The sequence below is a fragment of the Streptomyces sp. CA-135486 genome (assembly GCF_050936555.1).
Taxonomy (GTDB): Bacteria; Actinomycetota; Actinomycetes; order Streptomycetales; family Streptomycetaceae; genus Streptomyces.
This window is the reverse complement of the sequence record NZ_JBNJMM010000001.1, coordinates 786,085-802,451: the sequence shown is the minus strand read 5'-3', so window position 1 is coordinate 802,451 and position 16,367 is coordinate 786,085. Positions and strand designations below refer to the sequence as shown.

Genomic DNA, 16,367 nt, shown 5'->3' with positions numbered 1-16,367 from the left:
GCGAGCTGCTCCTCGTGGTGTGGGTCGAGGGTGGGTACGGCTGGCTCTGCGGCGGCGGACACAGGAATGCCCGGGCGCTCGCAGTGCAGTCCGTCGGAGGCCCTCTCTCCCTCGGCCGGTCCCGGAAACGGAACCGCCCGACCGCCATCAGCAGCGACGTCTGGCTCTGGTCACGAATCTACACCGGTCGACGGGTTGGGCCCCAGCCCGCCCATGGCTGGGATCCGGCCACATCCAGAGTCAGGGGGAGACCCTGTGAAGTTGGGTCACCTGGGCTTTTGATGTCGTATCCCCGTGCTGCACCATGCTCGGGGATCGGGAACATCAGCACGATCTGCGCCACAAGCGTTAGGAGAACCACGTGACAAATCCGGTGAGTGAGCAGCGGCCATTGAAGCTGCTCGCAGTGACCGCCTGTCCGACCGGCATCGCCCACACCTATATGGCGGCGGAGAAGCTGGCGCAGGCTGCACAGGCCCTCGGCATCGAGATGAAGGTGGAGACTCAAGGCTCCATCGGCGCCGAAAACGTACTCTCTGACAACGATGTCACAAACGCCGACGGCGTCATCATCGCCGCCGACAAGGACGTCGACCGCAGTCGGTTCGTGGGGAAGAAGGTGCTGGTTGTCGGCGTCGCCGAGGGCATCCACCACCCGGAGCGGCTGATCGAGCAGGTGCAGAGCGCGCCCGTGCACGGTGCGGGCGGCGGGGGCGGGGGCGCGAACGGAGACGCCACGCCGCTGACCACCGGGGGTGGCGGCGGCAAGGAGCGCAGCGCCGTGTACAAGGCGCTGATGAACGGCGTCTCGTACATGATCCCGTTCGTGGTCGTGGGCGGGTTGCTGATCGCCATCTCGCTCGCGCTGGGCGGCGATGCCACGGCCAAGGGCTATGCGATCCCGGAAGGAACGTTCTGGGCGCGCGTCTTTGCCATCGGTGTCGTCGGCTTCACGTTGATGATCCCGATCCTGTCCGGCTATATCGCCTATGCGATCGGCGACCGGCCCGCGCTGGTGCCGGGCATGATCGGCGGCTGGATCGCCAACACCGGTGAGTTGTACGACTCCAAGGCGGGCGCCGGGTTCATCGGGGCCATCGTCACCGGGTTCCTGGCCGGGTATCTGGTGTTGTGGATCAAGAAGGTCAAGGTCCCCAAGTTCGCCCGGCCGATCATGCCGATCATCGTGATCCCGATCGTTGCGACGACAACGCTGGGGCTGTTCTTCATCTACGTCATCGGCAAGCCGATCTCGTGGGTCTTCACGCACCTCACCGACTGGCTCAGCGGGATGACCGGGACGAGCGCGATTCTGCTGGGCGCGATTCTCGGGTTGATGATCGCGTTCGACATGGGCGGGCCGGTCAACAAGACTGCCTTCCTCTTCGGTGCCGGGCTCATAGCCACCGGCAACCAGACCGTGATGGGTATGTGCGCGGCCGCGATTCCGGTCATGCCGCTCGGGCAGGGACTCGCGACGCTGCTGAGGCGGCGGCTCTACTCGGAGCAGGAGCGGGAGACCGGTATGGCCGCCCTGTTCATGGGGATGTTCGGCATCTCGGAGGGTGCGATTCCGTTCGCGGCGGCCAGGCCGGCGCAGGTCATTCCGGCGAACATGCTCGGTGGTGCTGTAGCCGGTGCGTTCGCCGGTCTGACCAGCGTGCAGGACGCGGTTCCGCACGGTGGGCCGATCGTGGCCGTCCTCGGTGCGGTGGGTGGCGTGCCGATGTTCTTCCTCGCGGTTGTCATCGGCACCGTCGTCACCGCGATCACCACGAATGCGCTGATCGACATCAAGGAGCGGAGGAACCGCGGGGCGGCGGCGCTTGTGCCTGCGGCCGCCGGTGCGAGTGCAGGTGCGGGTGCGGTGGTTGCCGAGCCGGTGCTCGCTGGAGTCGGTGCCGGTAGCGGGGCCGGTGCGGGTACCGAGGTCGCGGGCTCCGGTGCCGTACCTGCCGAGACGTCGCCCACTCCCCCTGCGGTGACCGAGACCACCGAGGACGAGGCGCTGTCCGGGTATCTCACCGCGCAGACCGTGAAGGTGCAGCTCGCCGCCGACAGTAAGGACGCCGCCATCCGCGAGATGGCCGCCATGCTCGCCACCACCGGCAAGGTCGCCGACCCCGACGCGCTCGTGGCGGCCGCGTTCGCCCGTGAGGACCAGGGCACCACCGGGCTCGGCGAGGAGATCGCCATCCCCCACGCCAAGACCGACGCCGTCACCGCGCCGATCGTCGGGTTCGCGCGGTCGGCGGAGGGCGTCGAGTGGGGCTCGCTCGACGGTACGAAGGCCAAGTTGATCTTCATGATCACGGTGCCGGAGGCCGCCGCGGGCGATGAGCACCTGCGGATCCTGGCGCTGCTCTCGCGCAAGCTCATGGACACCGAGTTCCGGGACCGGCTCTCGGCCGCGCCGGACGAGGCGGCGATTCTCCAGGTGCTGGGCGAGATCCAGTAGGGAGTACGTACGACCGGGGGCAGCTGCCCCCGGTCGTACGCGTAGGGCATGAGAAGGCCCCCTGCCGGGCGGCAGGGGGCCTTCTTCATACGGGATACGGGCGAGGGTCAGTGCTCCGCGCCCGGGCCCGGGCCGCCCGGGGACTTTGCCGGGCTGCTGCCCGCCGCGGCCGCCGACTCGCTGTAGATGTCCGGCTCCAGGTAGATCACGCGCGCAATGGGAACGGCGTTGCGGATGCGGTCCTCGGCGGCGTTGATCGCATCCGCGACCTCACTCGCCGTGTCGTCGTGCCTGACCGCGATCTTGGCCGCGACCAGCAGTTCCTCCGGCCCCAGGTGGAGCGTACGCATGTGGATGATGCCGGTGACGGTGTCGTTGTCGACGACCGCCGCCTTGATCTTCTCGACGTCGTCGGCGCCGGCCGACTCGCCCAGGAGGAGCGACTTGGTCTCGGCCGCCAGGATGAGTGCGATCAGGATCAGCAGGACGCCGATGCAGAGCGTGCCGATGCCGTCCCACACCCCGTTACCCGTGGCCAGGGCGATGCTCACGCCGCCGAGCGCCAGGACCAGACCGATCAGCGCGCCCAGGTCCTCCAGCAGGACGACCGGGAGTTCGGGCGCCTTCGCGTGGCGGACGAACTCCGTCCAGGAGAGCTGGCCGCGCGTCTCGTTCGACTCCTTGATGGCCGTACGGAAGGAGAAGGACTCGGCGATGATCGCGAAGGCGAGGACGCCGACCGGCCAGTACCAGGCCTCGATCTCGTGCGGGTGCTTGATCTTCTCGTAGCCCTCGTAGATCGCGAACATGCCGCCGACCGAGAAGAGCACGATGGAGACGAGGAAGGCGTAGATGTAGCGCTCGCGGCCGTAGCCGAAGGGGTGCTGGGGAGTCGCCTCGCGCTGGGCCTTCTTGCCGCCGAGGAGCAGCAGCCCCTGGTTGCCGGAGTCGGCGACCGAGTGGACGCTCTCCGCGAGCATCGACGACGAGCCGCTGAACAGGAACGCGACGAACTTCGCTGCCGCGATTGCGAGATTGGCGGCGAGTGCCGCCACGATCGCCTTGGTTCCGCCTGACGCGCTCATGAGTGCCGGATGTCCCTTCGTACCTACGTCGGTCGCCGCTGACCGGGCTTTGCCCGGTCTTTGCGATGCGCCATTGTTGCAGCCGCCTTTGGTGGCGTTGCGTCAGGCCACCACGGTGGCTCGGAAGACTGTGCCGGGGCCGCCGCCCGTGCCCGAGATCTCCGCCTTGTCCCCTGCCGGTACGAACGCCGACTCGCCGGCAGCGAGAGTCAGGCCGCCCGCTGTCACGCGGCCCGCCGTGCAGAGCAGGATCTGCGGGGTGGGTGCGGTCAGGTCGCGGGGCGCCGCGCCGGGGGCCAGGACATGGCGGGAGAGACGGAATTCGTCGATCGGGGTGTCGTAGACCTCTTCGCCCAAGGGCGAGGCCTCGGGGCGCAGAACGCCCGGGTCGCTCGCTTCGAAGCGGACGATACGCAGCAGCTCGGGGACGTCCACATGCTTGGGGGTCAGTCCGCAGCGCAGCACGTTGTCGGAGTTGGCCATGATCTCCACTCCGAGGCCGTTCAGATACGCGTGCGGAACGCCGGCGCCGAGGAACAGTGCCTCGCCGGGCTGCAGTTGGACGTAGTTGAGCAGCATCGCCGCGATGACGCCGGGGTCGCCGGGGAAGTGGTGCGCGATCGAGGTGTACGGGGCGTATGCGCCGCCGAGCCGTTCGCAGGCGGCCGCGGCGTCCGTGACGGTGGCCGCCATCTCCTCGGGGTCGGCCGTCAGCACCGCCGTCAGCACTTCGCGGAGTGCGGCCTCCTCCGGGTGGGCGTGCAGCAGGTCGACGTACGGCTTGAGCGAGTTCACGTTGAGACCCGCGAGGAGATCGGCGGCTTCGAGGGGCGTACGGAAGCCGCACAGGCCGTCGAAGGGCGTGAGCGCGCAGATCAGTTCGGGCTTGTGGTTGGCGTCCTTGTAGTTGCGGTGCGGGGCGTCGATGGGGACACCCGCGCGCTCCTCGGCCTCGTAACCCTCGTGCGCCTGCGCGAGGTTCGGGTGGACCTGGAGGGAGAGGGGGGCGCCGGCCGCGAGGATCTTGAGGAGGAAGGGGAGGCGGGGGCCGAACTTCTCGACGGTCGCGGGGCCGAGTTCGCGTACGGGGTCGGCGGCGATGAGGTCGGAGAGCGGCTGTGGGTCGGTGTCACGGGTGACGCGCGAGGGAGCTCCCGGGTGGGCGCCCATCCACATCTCGGCCTGGGGCTCGCCGGTGGGGGCGATGCCGAGCAGTTCCGGGATGGCGGTCGTGGAGCCCCAGGCGTAGGGGCGCACGGTGTTGGAGAGGCGGTCCATTTTCTTCCTGGTCCGTTCGGGATTCTTTCAGTTGCTGCCCGGCCCTTGCCGGTTCGCTTCGGTTCTTTGTGCTTCGCGCCGGTTCTTTGCGTCTCGTGCCGGTGTTTTGTTACGTGGGGATACCGGAGGCCGCCAGGGCCAGATAAATGGCGGCGAAGTCGGTCACGGCGACGAGTTCGGCGATCGACTCCAGCTCGGTGCCGTCCTCCGGTTCGAGCTCGCTGATCGCGGTGTCGTGACTGAGCGCCAGTTCGCGGGCGGCGGGCGCGGCGGTCAGACTGCCGGCGGCGCTGTCACGCAGCAGTACGACACGGGTCCGGAGCGCCTGCTGCTCCTCCACGCGGTCGCGGAAGAAATCGTCCGGGTCGGCACCGGCCGCGAAGTCGCCCGCGAGGAGCACGCCGTGGGCGGGGAGCGCCTCGGGGAGCGTGGCGGCGAGGGCGGGGAGACCGGCCAGCTCGGCCAGTACGGCGGCGAAGCGGCGGCCCGCCGGGGCGGCACCGTCGCCCTCCGTCCAGATGAGCGGAAGGCTGTCGGCGAGCTCGGCGGCGAGGGTCTTGGCCGGATTGCTGTATGTCGCGATGGCCGGGCCGCACCGTTCGGCGGCGAGGTCGAGGCGGTCGGCGACCTTGGCGAGGGTCTCCGGGGACGCTTCGAGCAGGCCGACCCGGTCGAGGAGGACGAGGAGCGGCGTGAGCAGGGCCCACAACGCGCCCGGGCTCGCCGACTGCGTCTCCTCGTACATCTCGTGCGGCGCGGTGGCCATGGGGACGACCATGCCGTGTGTGCCGTCGACGGCCTCGGAGAGCGGGGAGCGCTGGGGGGCGACGGCGACGACGGTGCAGCCGCGGCGGTACGCCTGCTCGGCGAGGAGGGCGAGGCCGGGTTCGCTGCCGTCGACGGTGGCGATGAGGAGGAGGTCCACGGAGCCCGCCCAGCCGGGGAGCGCCCAGCGCAGGGCGCCGGCCGCGGGGGCGACGCCGGTGGGGTGGAGCCGGGTCACTGGGGCGGAGGCGCCGGCCAGGGCGCCGATCAGATCGGCGACGCCGGTGGCTGCGGTGCCGGGGCCCGCGACGAGGACGGCGCGGGGGCGGCCCTCGGGTTTGAGCTCGGCGATACCGGCCTCGGCGGCGTGCCGGGCGGCGGTGCGTACACGCGCCCCGGCTTCGGCGGCGCCTCGGAGCAGTCCTCGCCGATCGGCGCGGGCGAGGGCTTCCGGGGCGTCGAGGAGCGACTCGTCGAGCATGGGATTTGGCCTCCGATGCCGTGCGGTGGTGGGTCAGGCGGGGCGGCGTGCCTCGTCGACGAGGAGGACGGGGATGCCGTCCCTTACCGGGTAGGCCAGGCCGCAGTCCTTGCCGGTGCAGATCAGCTCGGGCGTGTCGGCCGCCGTGCGGTCGGCGAGCGGGGCGTGGCAGGCCGGGCAGGCGAGGATCTCGAGGAGGCCGGCTTCGAGCGGCATGTGCGGGGTGTCCCTTCGGGGGCGTGGCGGGTCGTACGTCGCGTGTCGAACGGGGGGTCGCGGCGTGGTGGATTGGGCCACGTCAGCGTACCGCTGGGGGGCGAGGTGCGGCGCGTTCTGGGGGTACGCGGGGCCTGTTCCCCCCACCCCGCCCCTCCCCGAACCGGGGCTCCGCCCCGGACCCCGGGGGGCCGGGGCGGAGCGGCGGGGACAGGGGCTGCTGCCCGCATCGGAAGGCCGGGCGGGGCGCAGGGATGCCTGCCCGCCGCCGCACCGCTCGCTGGGCCGGACCGTCCGGCCCTGCCCAGCGCGGCCCCTCACGCCCCCCGCACCAACCCCAGCACCTCATCCCGCGCCTTCGCCATCGTCGGCTCGTCCCGTGCCTCCACGTTCAGGCGCAGCAGCGGTTCCGTGTTCGACGGGCGGAGGTTGAACCACCAGTCCTCGGTCGCGACCGTCAGGCCGTCCAGTTCGTCGATCGTCACGCCCTCGCGCGAGGCGAACGCCGCCTTCACCGCGGCCATGCGGCCCGCCTGGTCGTCGACCGTGGAGTTGATCTCGCCCGAGCTCTTGTACCGGTCGTACTGCGCGACCAGCGCCGACAGCGGGCCGTCCTGCGAGCCCAGGGCCGACAGGACGTGGAGGGCCGCGAGCATGCCCGTGTCCGCGTTCCAGAAGTCGCGGAAGTAGTAGTGCGCCGAGTGCTCACCGCCGAAGATCGCTCCCGTACGGGCCATCTCCTCCTTGATGAAGGAGTGGCCGACCCGCGTACGGACCGGGGTGCCGTCGTTCTCGCGTACGACCTCCGGGACCGACCATGACGTGATCAGGTTGTGGATCACCGTGCCGCCGGGGTGCTTCGCCAGTTCGCGCGCCGCGACCAGCGCCGTGATCGCCGACGGGGAGATGCCCTCGCCCCGCTCGTCCACGACGAAGCAGCGGTCCGCGTCCCCGTCGAAGGCCAGGCCCAGGTCCGCGGCCTCGGACCGGACACGGGCCTGCAGGTCGACGATGTTCGCCGGGTCCAGCGGGTTGGCCTCGTGGTTGGGAAAGGTGCCGTCCAGCTCGAAGTACATCGGTACGAGCGTGATGGGGAGGGACTGGAAGACGGTCGGGACGGTGTGGCCGCCCATTCCGTTGCCCGCGTCCACCACCACCTTCAGCGGACGCATCCGCGACAGATCCACCAGGGACAGCAGGTACGCGGCGTAGTCCATCAGCGTGTCGCGCTCGGTCACGGCGCCCCGCTCGGCCGCGGGCTCCGGCGCCCCCTGCTCGGACCAGGACTCGACCAGCGCGCGGATGTCCGCGAGGCCCGTGTCCTGGCCCACCGGCGCCGCGCCGGCCCGGCACATCTTGATGCCGTTGTACTGCGCCGGGTTGTGCGAGGCCGTGAACATCGCGCCCGGCAGGCCCAAGTGCCCCGACGCGAAGTACAGCTGGTCGGTCGAGCACAGCCCGATCAGCGTCACATCCGCGCCCCTGGCCGCCGCCCCGCGGGCGAACGCGCCCGAGAGCCCCGGCGACGAAGGCCTCATGTCATGGCCGACGACGATCGCCTCGGCTCCCGTCACCTGGACGAACGCCGCCCCGAACAGCTCGGCCAGCGCCTCGTCCCACTGATCCGGCACCACCCCGCGGACGTCGTACGCCTTCACGATCTGCGACAGATCAGCAGTCACGGGCCCAACCCTCCTGAAGTCTCCTGAGGTCACTGCGGTCACCTCAAAGTATCCGTCCAAACTAAGGGAGCATCCCGCCCGATGCCGGTTGTGCCGAGTAGCACCGGGAGAGGACGGCGGGGCCCGCGTGCGTCACGGCCGCGAAATGGCCGACGGCTGCCGTCTGCCTGGTCAACGCCGCCTCGATGGACGCGAGTTGGACCGGGACACGGTCCGGGGAACGCGCTCAGGAGTCCGGGGAACGCAGCACCCGCAGATGGCCGCGGCGCGCGACCTCCCTCGGGTCCGCCCGGCGGCCGTTCGGCGCACCGGCCTCGGCAGTCCGCCCCTGGGGGCGCGCCGCCTCACGTACCGCGTTGGCGAGCGCCTCGAGGTCGTCACCGCTGGGGCGGGCCGGGGCGGAGCCGTCGGTGAGCCGCACGACCTCCCAGCCGCGGGGGGCGGTCAGCCGCTCACCGTGCTCGGCGCACAGGTCGTAGCAGTGGGGCTCGGCATAGGTGGCGAGGGGGCCGAGGACCGCGGTCGAATCGGCATAGACGTACGTCAGTGTCGCGACGGCAGGGCGGCCGCACGCGGTGCGCGAACAGCGACGTACAGGGCTCACGACGTTGGACGGTACCGCACTCTTGAGCGGGCTGCGACGACTCTCCACCAGGTCACTCCACCGTGTCGTGGCGCGAGGTCCCCCCTGACCGCTCCCTGAGCAACTGCCCTGACCTGCACGGAAAGAGAAGCGCGCGAACGACGACCGCCAGTGATTCGGTCATGACTTGGCGTAAATGAGGTCATTCACGATGAGATCGGCGATCGCGGGGAGACATTCAATCGGGCCCAAGCTTGGCCGGAATGTTCAATAAACGACAACCTTTCAACCCGGCGCGCGCAGTCGATCGCCGCGCCCCCTGGAGAGCTACGCTGCCTCAGTGATGGACAGTCCTGTACCGCCCCCGCCGTCCGGGCCGCGGCCCCGCCGCCGAGACCGCCATGGCCGCGGCATGCGCGGGCCCGTCGCCCCTCCCCAGGTACCCCTTGCCGCGAGCCGGGCCGAGTCCTTCCGCGACCTCGTGCAGGACTCGGTGGAACGACTGGAACGGCGCTGGCCGCAACTGGCCGACGTGGACTTTCTTGTGCTGGACGTGCCGGGCGCGCCGGAGGAGACGGTGCCGCTGGGCGACTCGCTCCCGGCGAACAAGGGGCGGCCCGCCCAGATCGTGGTCTACCGGCGGCCTGTGGAGATTCGCACGAAGACCCGCGACGAACGGGCGATGCTGGTGCACGAGGTGGTCGTGGAGCAGGTCGCGGAGCTGCTGGGGCTGGCGCCGGAGTCGGTGGATCCGCGATACGGCCAGGACTGATCACAGGCCGCAGGTCCCTGGACGCGCTGGACGACCGACTGATTACGGCTGGTGACAGATTACGGCTGACAGATTTCGGCATCTGTCAGCCGGACGACCACCGCCGTAAGCCGTCAGTCCCCGGTCGGTCAGCCAGTCAGCCGGTCAGTCGTCCAGTACCGACAGATCCTGCTCGGCCTCCGGCACCGCCACCGACCCCCGGTCGTCCGGCAGCGTCTGCACCGTGAACATCGGGATGCCGTCCTGCGGCAGCGCCAGCATGCGAGACGCGTGCACCGGGCCGCCCGACTGCGTCTCGACGGTCAGCGCGTACGAACCCTTCAGCCCGGCCGGCACCGGCGGGGTGACGGCCAGCGTCGTACCTGCCTTGACCGTGTACGTCTTGACGACCGGGGTGCCGCCCCCGGTGCCCGCCGACGCCGTGACCTTCACCTGCGCGGTCGTGCCGGGCGCGGTCAACGCGAGCGTCGAGCCCTTGGCCCGGTTGTCGGCCGCGGTCGCCCGCGCCCCCACCGGCGCGGTCGCCGGGATGAACGCGACCTCCTGCTTGTCGCCCTTGCCGCGCACGACGCGCAGCGCCGCGACCACCGGGGTGGCCCGGCCGGTCTGGGACGGGCTGAGGATCAGGGATCCGGCCTCGCCCTTGGTGACGTCCTGGAGGTCGACGCTCGCGGTCATCCCCGACTTGACGTGCACCGTCTCGTGTCCGGCCGGGGTGATCCTGCCGGTGGCGCCCGCGAGTTGCACCTTCAGATCGGCGTCGTCGTCGCCCGGCGCGAAGACCACCAGGCGTACCGAGGTGGCGTCCGCCGGGATGCCGGGCAGCACCGCCGTGCCCGACGGATCGGCCGACGCGGTCAGCCAATCGCTGCCGGTCTTGTCCTCGGCCGCTCGGACCACCGCGCCCACGCGGCCCGTACGGGTGGTGACATGGACCGTCACATCCGCGGCCGCCTCGGAGGTCAGCGTGGAGAGCAGAACCGGGACGCTGGATCCGGCGGGGACCGGGATGCCCTCGGTCAGCGTGGTCTTGAGGGCCCCGTCCTTGCTGTAGAGCTCGATGTCGGCAACGGCCGCGCCGGCGTCCGGGTTGGTGAGGTGGACATAGTCCTGGCGGTTCTCGGCCGTGGACACGCCGGGGAACCAGAAGTCGGTGTCCGGGCCGGTGCAGCTGACTCCCAGCACGCCGCGCGCGCTGCCCGCGGTCACCGTGGTGGTCTGCTGGGCGGTCCAGCCCGGGGCGAGGCGCCCGGTGGCGGTGCCGACGAGGGCGGGAGCGTCGCCGCCGCCGGCATCGGCCCCGACAGGCTTGCCGGGCTCCTTCAGCGCGAGCACCGCCTTGTCCGGCGCCGGCTTCTTCGGCCCCTTCGCCGCGTCGGTGCCCTGCTTGGCCCCGTCCTTCTTGGGCGTCGCAGAGCCGGGGTCGGTCAACACCGCCGTGGACTGCTTCAGTTCGGCCGTTCCGTCCTTCGCGTCGGCCGACTTCCCGGCCGGGGTGAAGGAGGTGTACTGCGTCTGAGCGAGCTCGGAGCTGCTCGGCGCGGGGCAGAGCAGGCTGGAACGTTCGACAGGCAGCCGCGTCGGGGCCTTCGCCTCCGTGACCGCCCCGCCGTCCGGTGCGGTCAGCGCGGCAATTCCGGTCACGGCGGCGAGTGCGGTGGTGGCGGCGAGCAGGGAGATGGTGGTGCGGTTCACTCTGACTCGCCTCGCGTTGCGTTGCCGGGGTTGCCGTTCGGGTCGGGGTGCTGGTCGGTCTCGCCGTAGGAGTAGGGGTCGTACTGCCCGTCTCCGTACGACGCCGTCTGATACGGGTCCTGGTACTGGCCGGCCTGATACGGCTGTTGCCGGTACTGATCACCGCCGTACTGCTCGGCGCCGTACTGCTCCCCTGCGTGCTGCTCACCTGCGTACTGCCCATTGCCGTACTGGTACTGCTCGTTGGTGTACGGGGCGGCATATCCGGCATCCGCGTACGACTGTGCGTCCCACTCGCCGTACTGCGGCTGCTGCGGCACCGCCGCGTACGGCGACTGCGGTTCCAGCGGTTGTTGTTGCTGTTGCGCGAAGGCGTCCTGTTCGGCGGAAAGTTGGGCGTACGGGTCGGCTGCCACGGCAGCGTCCGCAGCACCCGCATCCGTTTCCAGCTCCGCCTCCGCCTCTGCCTGAGCGCGCAGCCTGCGTGCCCGGCGCCCTTCGCCCGCCACCGGCTGCGCCGGTACCGCGATCTCCTCTTCCGGCAGGTCGTCGTCGAACTCCCGCCGCCTGCCCGGCAGTGCGAGCACCACCAGCACCAGCGCGAGCCCGCCCTGCGCCCAGATCCAGCCGGTGTGGGTGGCGGGGTCCTCGTACGTCAGGTCCAGCCGGCCACCCCCGGCGGGGAGTTCGAAGCCCTGGGCCCAGCCGTCGACGACCGTCTTGTTCAGCTCACGGCCGTCGAGAGTGGCCCGCCAGCCTTCGTCCGCGCGGTCCGCGATGCGCAGCACCCGCCCGGATCCACCGGCCGGGACCTTGGCGTGGGCCTCGACGGCGTCGGACGCGACGGGCAGCGGATCGCCCTTGCCGGTGACGATGGTGGCCCGGGCGACCTGGCGGTCGACGCTCCACAGTGCGCTGCCGTCGAGCTGGCTGAGGCGGCTCAGGCCGGGCGTCGCGTCCAGGACGCGGCTGGTCTGGCGGGGCGCTCCGTCGCGTACGAGTACGTAACGGATGGCAAAGCCGCTGAGCTGGCTGGTCTGGTCGGCGCCGGAGCCCGCGACGAGGTTGGCGACGATCTTGTCGAGCCGGGCGTCGCTGCCTCCCGCCTCGGCGAGCTCGGCGTCGCCGAGGCGGCCGCCGGAGCCGCGGACGAGGGTGTACGAGACCTTGGCCGGGGAGGAACCGCCGAGCACGAGGGTGCGCGGCTGGTCGCGGGTGTCGCTCTCCTCGGCGACGAAGGCGGGGACCTGAACCGGGTCGCGCCGCGACAGGGGGCCCGTCGCCCCGCTGAGCATCCAGTTGCCCGCGGCGAGGAGGGGCGCGAGGCCGGCCGCGAGCGCGATGAGCCCGGCGACCGGCTGGCGCCAGCCGAAGCTCTGGGCGGCGACGCGCTCGCGGCCGCCTTCGGCGCCGAGTACGGCCGCGGTGAGGAGGGCGATTCCGTAGACGAGGGTGGCGGGTCCCGCCCACGCCGAGCCGTTGGCGATCACCGCGAAGACCAGCGCGATGAGGGCGACGGCCCAGGCGGTGCGGATCGCGAACTGCCGCTCACCGCGCAGCAGGGCGGCGAGTGCCGCGAGCACGATGCCGATGAGCAGGACGCCGCCCGCGGCCTTGGGGCCGCCCGGGCTGATGCCGAGGAGGTCGAGCGCGCTCGCCGACCCGGCGCCGAATTCGAGTCCGGCCTCACGGAAGAAGGCGGAAGGGCTGGTCAGCAGGGTGAGCGACCAGGGTGCGAGGACAAGCAGCGGGGTACCGAGGGCGGCGATGAAGCGCAGCCCGTACGCCCTGATGTCGTCGCGGCGCAGTACGAGGACGGCGATGCCCAGCACGAGCGCGAGCGGCCACACGATGGGCGTGAACGCCATGGTGAAGCTGAGCAGGAGGGCGTATGCCCAGGTGGCTCGCCAGCTCGGGCGTCCGCTGCCGCTGCTGCGCAGTCCGTGGGCCGCGGCGCCCGCGCGGGCGATGAGCGGCAGCAGGATCGCGAGGACGGCCGTGCCGAGCCGGCCGCCGGCGAGTGCGCCGGTCGCGGCGGGCAGGAAGGCGTACGCGACGCTCGCCCAGGCCCGCAGCAGCCGGGATTCCACGAGGGGGCGGGATGCGAAGTAGGCGGTGAGCCCGGCGAGCGGGACCGAGCAGACGAGCAGCACGGTGAGCGCGAAGCCGGTGGAGCCGAGGAAGAGCGTGGCCAGGATCGCGAGCAGCGCGAGGTAGGGGGGTGCGGTCTGGGTGCCGCCGGTGCCGAGGGGGTGCCAGCTGTCGGCGTAGCGGGACCAGAGGCCCAAGACGTCGGCGGGGGCCGGCAGCAGTGCGCCGCCGGCCAGCGATCCGCCGCCGAACAGGCCACGGCAGGCGACGAGCGAGACGAGGAGCAGTACGGCGAAGAGGAGAGGACCCGGCTTGCGGGCGATCTTCTTGAGCCGCGCGAACTGCTCGATCTCCAGGAAGTCCGCGTCGTCCCCGCCGGGTCCCGATTCGACGGCGCCGTGCCGGGAGCCGCCCGATTCGGAGTCGGAACCGGCACCGAAGTGGCCGGCGACCTGTTCGACAGTGGCGCGGACGGTCGCGCCGGGCGGCGGGAAGAGCGGTCGCAGGTCGCTCGCCTCGACCGCTCGCCGCGATCGTCTGCGGCGTCCCGCGATGATCCGCTCCGGCCTCAGCAGAACGCCGAAGAGTCCCATGACTTCGTCGACGGCCTGACCGGGTGCCTTGCCGACGAGATACGCGAGCGTGCGCAGCAGGGTGCCGAAGACGATGCGCAGCAGTACGTAGGGGAAGACGGCGCCGCGAGCGTTGGTCAGGAGGGTGTAGACGGCGCCCGCCTTGTCGACGCGGTGCGGGCTGGCTACGGAGCGGCCGGCGCAGTCGACGGTGCGGCGTTCGCGGGCGGCGGCCTCGGCGTGCCGCATGACGGCGTCGGGGGCGATGAGGACGCGGTGCCCCGCGGAGTGGGCGCGCCAGCACAGGTCGACGTCGTCGCGCATGAGGGGCAGTCGCCGGTCGAAGCCGCCGAGCTGGTCGAAGACGTCGCGGCGGATCAGCATGCCGGCGGAGGAGACGGACAGGACGGAGCGGATCTGGTCGTGCTGTCCCTGGTCCTGTTCGCGGCGGTCGAGTCCGGTCCAGCGGCGGCCGCTGTTGGCGATGGAGACGCCTGCTTCGAGGAGTTGTTTGCGGTCGTACCAGCCGCGGAGCTTGGGTCCTACGACGGCCGCGTACTCGTCGGAGTCGGCGACGCGCAGCAGTTCGGCGAGAGCGTCGGGGGCGGGCGCGCAGTCGTCGTGGAGCAGCCACAGCCACTGGACGGGTTCGCCGTGGGGGAGTTCGGGCATGTCGTACGCGTCGTCGCGCCATGTCCTGCTGACGGGGTCCCAGCCGCTGGGCCGCTTCAGATAGGGCAGATCGTCGGGGGTGAGGACGCCGGCCGTGCGGGCTGCCTCGTCGACGGCGGCGCCGAAGCCGGTGCGGCGGGCGAGGTGCAGTACGCGTTCGGCGCCGAGTGCCTCGGTGATCAGCCGCGCGGAGTCGTCGGCACTGCCGGTGTCGGCGGCGATGACGTTCTGTACGGGGCGTTCCTGGCCGAGAAGTCCGGCGAGGGCGTCGGGGAGCCAGCGCGCGCCGTCGTGGGAGACGAGCACGGCGGTGACGACATGCCGCGGGAACTCGGGCGGCTGTGCGGGGGCGAACGCGGCTGTGGTGGCGGACATTGAGGTACGGGCCCTCCGGCCGGGGGTCGCCCCGTAGGGGCGTTGGAGCGTCTTTGACGGGGCCCCACACTAACGGCTGGCACAAGAGCGGTCCGCCGACTGCGGTGAGGATGCAGTCGGCGGACCGTGGTTTACGTACGTGGTTGTGGTGTTTGGTCGGGCCGCGGGTGCCGGGTCGGGCTTCAGACGGCGGCCTTCTTCAGCCGGCGGCGTTCGCGCTCGGACAGGCCGCCCCAGATGCCGAATCGCTCGTCGTTGGCGAGGGCGTACTCGAGGCATTCGGAGCGGACTTCGCAGGCGAGGCAGACCTTCTTGGCCTCGCGGGTGGATCCGCCCTTCTCGGGGAAGAAGGACTCGGGATCGGTCTGGGCGCACAACGCGCGCTCCTGCCAGCCGAGTTCCTCGTCCGCGTCCTCGACCAGCAGTTGTTCGAACAGCTCGGTCATGTGCGCCCCTCGTCTGTCTTTATCGCGTCCCCGTGATGTCGCAGCTATCGATTTCGGCCGAACGACACGAGTGAAATTACAAGTGTGTGGATACGGGCCAGTCAAGCCGAGATCTGCTATTGGGCCCGGTATTCACTCTGTGGAACCAAGGCTATGCGGAAAGTGTTCAAATCATCAAAAACCTGACACATGCCAGCGGCCAGCCCGCGCTCCCCCCTCACCAGCCACTCATCAGCGGCTCACGAGGAAAGACGTCGCAGGGTTCGATCTTGTTGCGATCGAGCCACTGAAGCGATCCGGATCACAATCCGATCACGGGAGCGCGGCGGCGTTTACGGAGCGCGGTTGCAGCGCCATGTCTCCGCGACCACCGCCGCACAAACCTTTCTCCAGACGCCGTAACCGGATGAGGTGAAACATTGCCACCAAATCGGTCATTGAGTTGACAAGCAAAGCGGCCAACCGTCACCTTTGATGACATGCCAGCGACCTCAGTGCACTCCGCGACGCCCCTCCGTGGGTTCCGCAGCGCTGTCCAGGCCCGCTGTTGCTGTTCCAGCTGTTGATGCGCCGTAGCGCTCCAGCATCTCTTCGCATGTAGATCAACCCGCGAGTCTGCGACACCCCAGCACTGCACGTTCTCTGCCGAGGAACCACCGCACCCATGAACAGCGACAGCGACCTCCAGATCGCCGGCGACATCCTCGCCGTACAGCACCTTCTCCAGCCCGCCCGCGAGCACCCGGCGACCGTCGCCGACTTCGTCGGTCTGGCCCGCGCCATCGCCGACGACCGCGCGCAATGGGCCCACCTCGTCCAGTACGACACCACCACCCGCTGGTACCACCGGCTGCACACCGGCCCCGGCTACGAGGTGTGGCTGCTGTCCTGGGTCCCGGGGCAGGGCAGCGGACTGCACGACCACGGCCTCTCCTCCGGGGTGCTGACCGTCCTCGACGGCCAGCTCACCGAGCGCACCGAGCAGACGTCGCGGTCGCTCGCGGCGGGCTCGCAGCGCGTGTTCGCGCCCGGCTATGTGCACGAAGTGGTCAACGATTCGCTCGAGCCCGCGGTCAGCCTGCACATCTACTACCCGGGTCTGACCGATATGCCGATGCACAGCTCCCAGTGCTCCCCGGCCGACCGGGATGTCGTATCCGCCTGACAGGCCCACCCGTCGCCCGACCACCACCCCT

12 protein-coding genes are annotated in these 16,367 nt (G+C 70.8%); 3 read left to right on the top strand and 9 right to left on the bottom strand.

The window, feature by feature from the left end; all coding sequences use genetic code 11:
- Positions 1-406: 406 nt before the first annotated feature.
- Complete coding sequence (locus ACQEVG_RS03685; protein WP_432985034.1) at positions 407-2,458, top strand: fructose-specific PTS transporter subunit EIIC; 2,052 nt, start codon at positions 407-409, stop codon at positions 2,456-2,458.
- Positions 2,459-2,565: 107 nt separating this feature from the next.
- Here ACQEVG_RS03685 and ACQEVG_RS03680 read toward each other — a convergent pair whose 3' ends face one another.
- The 6 genes from ACQEVG_RS03680 to ACQEVG_RS03655 all read right to left on the bottom strand — a co-directional run bounded on the left by ACQEVG_RS03680 (position 2,566) and on the right by ACQEVG_RS03655 (position 8,617).
- Complete coding sequence (locus ACQEVG_RS03680) at positions 2,566-3,543, bottom strand: cation diffusion facilitator family transporter (RefSeq protein WP_432976898.1); 978 nt, start codon at positions 3,541-3,543, stop codon at positions 2,566-2,568.
- A gap of 102 nt (positions 3,544-3,645) precedes the next feature.
- Complete coding sequence (gene manA, locus ACQEVG_RS03675) at positions 3,646-4,821, bottom strand: mannose-6-phosphate isomerase, class I (RefSeq protein WP_432976895.1); 1,176 nt, start codon at positions 4,819-4,821, stop codon at positions 3,646-3,648.
- A gap of 109 nt (positions 4,822-4,930) precedes the next feature.
- Positions 4,931-6,067: an SIS domain-containing protein gene (locus tag ACQEVG_RS03670; protein WP_432976892.1), complete on the bottom strand. Its 1,137-nt coding sequence runs from the start codon at positions 6,065-6,067 to the stop codon at positions 4,931-4,933.
- Positions 6,068-6,100: 33 nt separating this feature from the next.
- Complete coding sequence (locus ACQEVG_RS03665; protein ID WP_432976889.1) at positions 6,101-6,283, bottom strand: Trm112 family protein; 183 nt, start codon at positions 6,281-6,283, stop codon at positions 6,101-6,103.
- A gap of 317 nt (positions 6,284-6,600) precedes the next feature.
- Positions 6,601-7,965 carry a phosphomannomutase/phosphoglucomutase gene (locus tag ACQEVG_RS03660; RefSeq protein WP_432976886.1) on the bottom strand — a complete coding sequence of 455 codons (1,365 nt, stop codon included), beginning with the start codon at positions 7,963-7,965 and terminating at the stop codon, positions 6,601-6,603.
- 226 nt (positions 7,966-8,191) lie between these two features.
- A complete protein-coding gene (locus ACQEVG_RS03655; RefSeq protein WP_432976883.1) occupies positions 8,192-8,617 on the bottom strand; it encodes a DUF3499 domain-containing protein in 426 nt (141 codons plus the stop codon).
- 274 nt (positions 8,618-8,891) lie between these two features.
- Here ACQEVG_RS03655 and ACQEVG_RS03650 point away from each other — a divergent pair, with 274 nt between their 5' ends.
- The gene (locus tag ACQEVG_RS03650; protein ID WP_432976880.1) at positions 8,892-9,320 is read left to right on the top strand and encodes a metallopeptidase family protein; all 429 of its coding nucleotides are present in this window, start codon (positions 8,892-8,894) and stop codon (positions 9,318-9,320) included.
- 144 nt (positions 9,321-9,464) lie between these two features.
- Here the strand turns inward: ACQEVG_RS03650 and ACQEVG_RS03645 are convergent, their stop codons facing one another.
- From ACQEVG_RS03645 to ACQEVG_RS03635, 3 genes are all read right to left on the bottom strand, one after another.
- Positions 9,465-11,015 carry a DUF5719 family protein gene (locus ACQEVG_RS03645; protein ID WP_432976877.1) on the bottom strand — a complete coding sequence of 517 codons (1,551 nt, stop codon included), beginning with the start codon at positions 11,013-11,015 and terminating at the stop codon, positions 9,465-9,467.
- Complete coding sequence (locus ACQEVG_RS03640) at positions 11,012-14,725, bottom strand: glycosyltransferase (RefSeq protein ID WP_432976874.1); 3,714 nt, start codon at positions 14,723-14,725, stop codon at positions 11,012-11,014. Before ACQEVG_RS03640 ends, ACQEVG_RS03645 begins: the two co-directional genes overlap by 4 nt.
- Before the next feature lie 182 nt (positions 14,726-14,907).
- Positions 14,908-15,171, bottom strand: a complete 264-nt coding sequence (locus tag ACQEVG_RS03635) for a WhiB family transcriptional regulator (RefSeq protein WP_023541320.1) — start codon at positions 15,169-15,171, stop codon at positions 14,908-14,910.
- 664 nt (positions 15,172-15,835) lie between these two features.
- On the opposite strand from ACQEVG_RS03635, the gene ACQEVG_RS03630 reads away from it, so the two are divergent.
- Positions 15,836-16,336, top strand: a complete 501-nt coding sequence (locus ACQEVG_RS03630) for a cysteine dioxygenase (protein WP_432976869.1) — start codon at positions 15,836-15,838, stop codon at positions 16,334-16,336.
- The last annotated feature ends 31 nt before the right edge of the window (positions 16,337-16,367 follow it).

Bases quoted from the DNA above. Each gene is read 5' to 3' on its own strand.
- ACQEVG_RS03680 (WP_432976898.1), bottom strand. From the start codon at position 3,543: ATGAGCGCGTCAGGCGGAACCAAGGCGATCGTGGCGGCACTCGCCGCC.
- manA (WP_432976895.1), bottom strand. From the start codon at position 4,821: ATGGACCGCCTCTCCAACACCGTGCGCCCCTACGCCTGGGGCTCCACG.
- ACQEVG_RS03670 (WP_432976892.1), bottom strand. From the start codon at position 6,067: ATGCTCGACGAGTCGCTCCTCGACGCCCCGGAAGCCCTCGCCCGCGCC.
- ACQEVG_RS03665 (WP_432976889.1), bottom strand. From the start codon at position 6,283: ATGCCGCTCGAAGCCGGCCTCCTCGAGATCCTCGCCTGCCCGGCCTGC.
- ACQEVG_RS03650 (WP_432976880.1), top strand. From the start codon at position 8,892: ATGGACAGTCCTGTACCGCCCCCGCCGTCCGGGCCGCGGCCCCGCCGC.
- ACQEVG_RS03640 (WP_432976874.1), bottom strand. From the start codon at position 14,725: ATGTCCGCCACCACAGCCGCGTTCGCCCCCGCACAGCCGCCCGAGTTC.
- ACQEVG_RS03635 (WP_023541320.1), bottom strand. From the start codon at position 15,171: ATGACCGAGCTGTTCGAACAACTGCTGGTCGAGGACGCGGACGAGGAA.
- ACQEVG_RS03630 (WP_432976869.1), top strand. From the start codon at position 15,836: ATGAACAGCGACAGCGACCTCCAGATCGCCGGCGACATCCTCGCCGTA.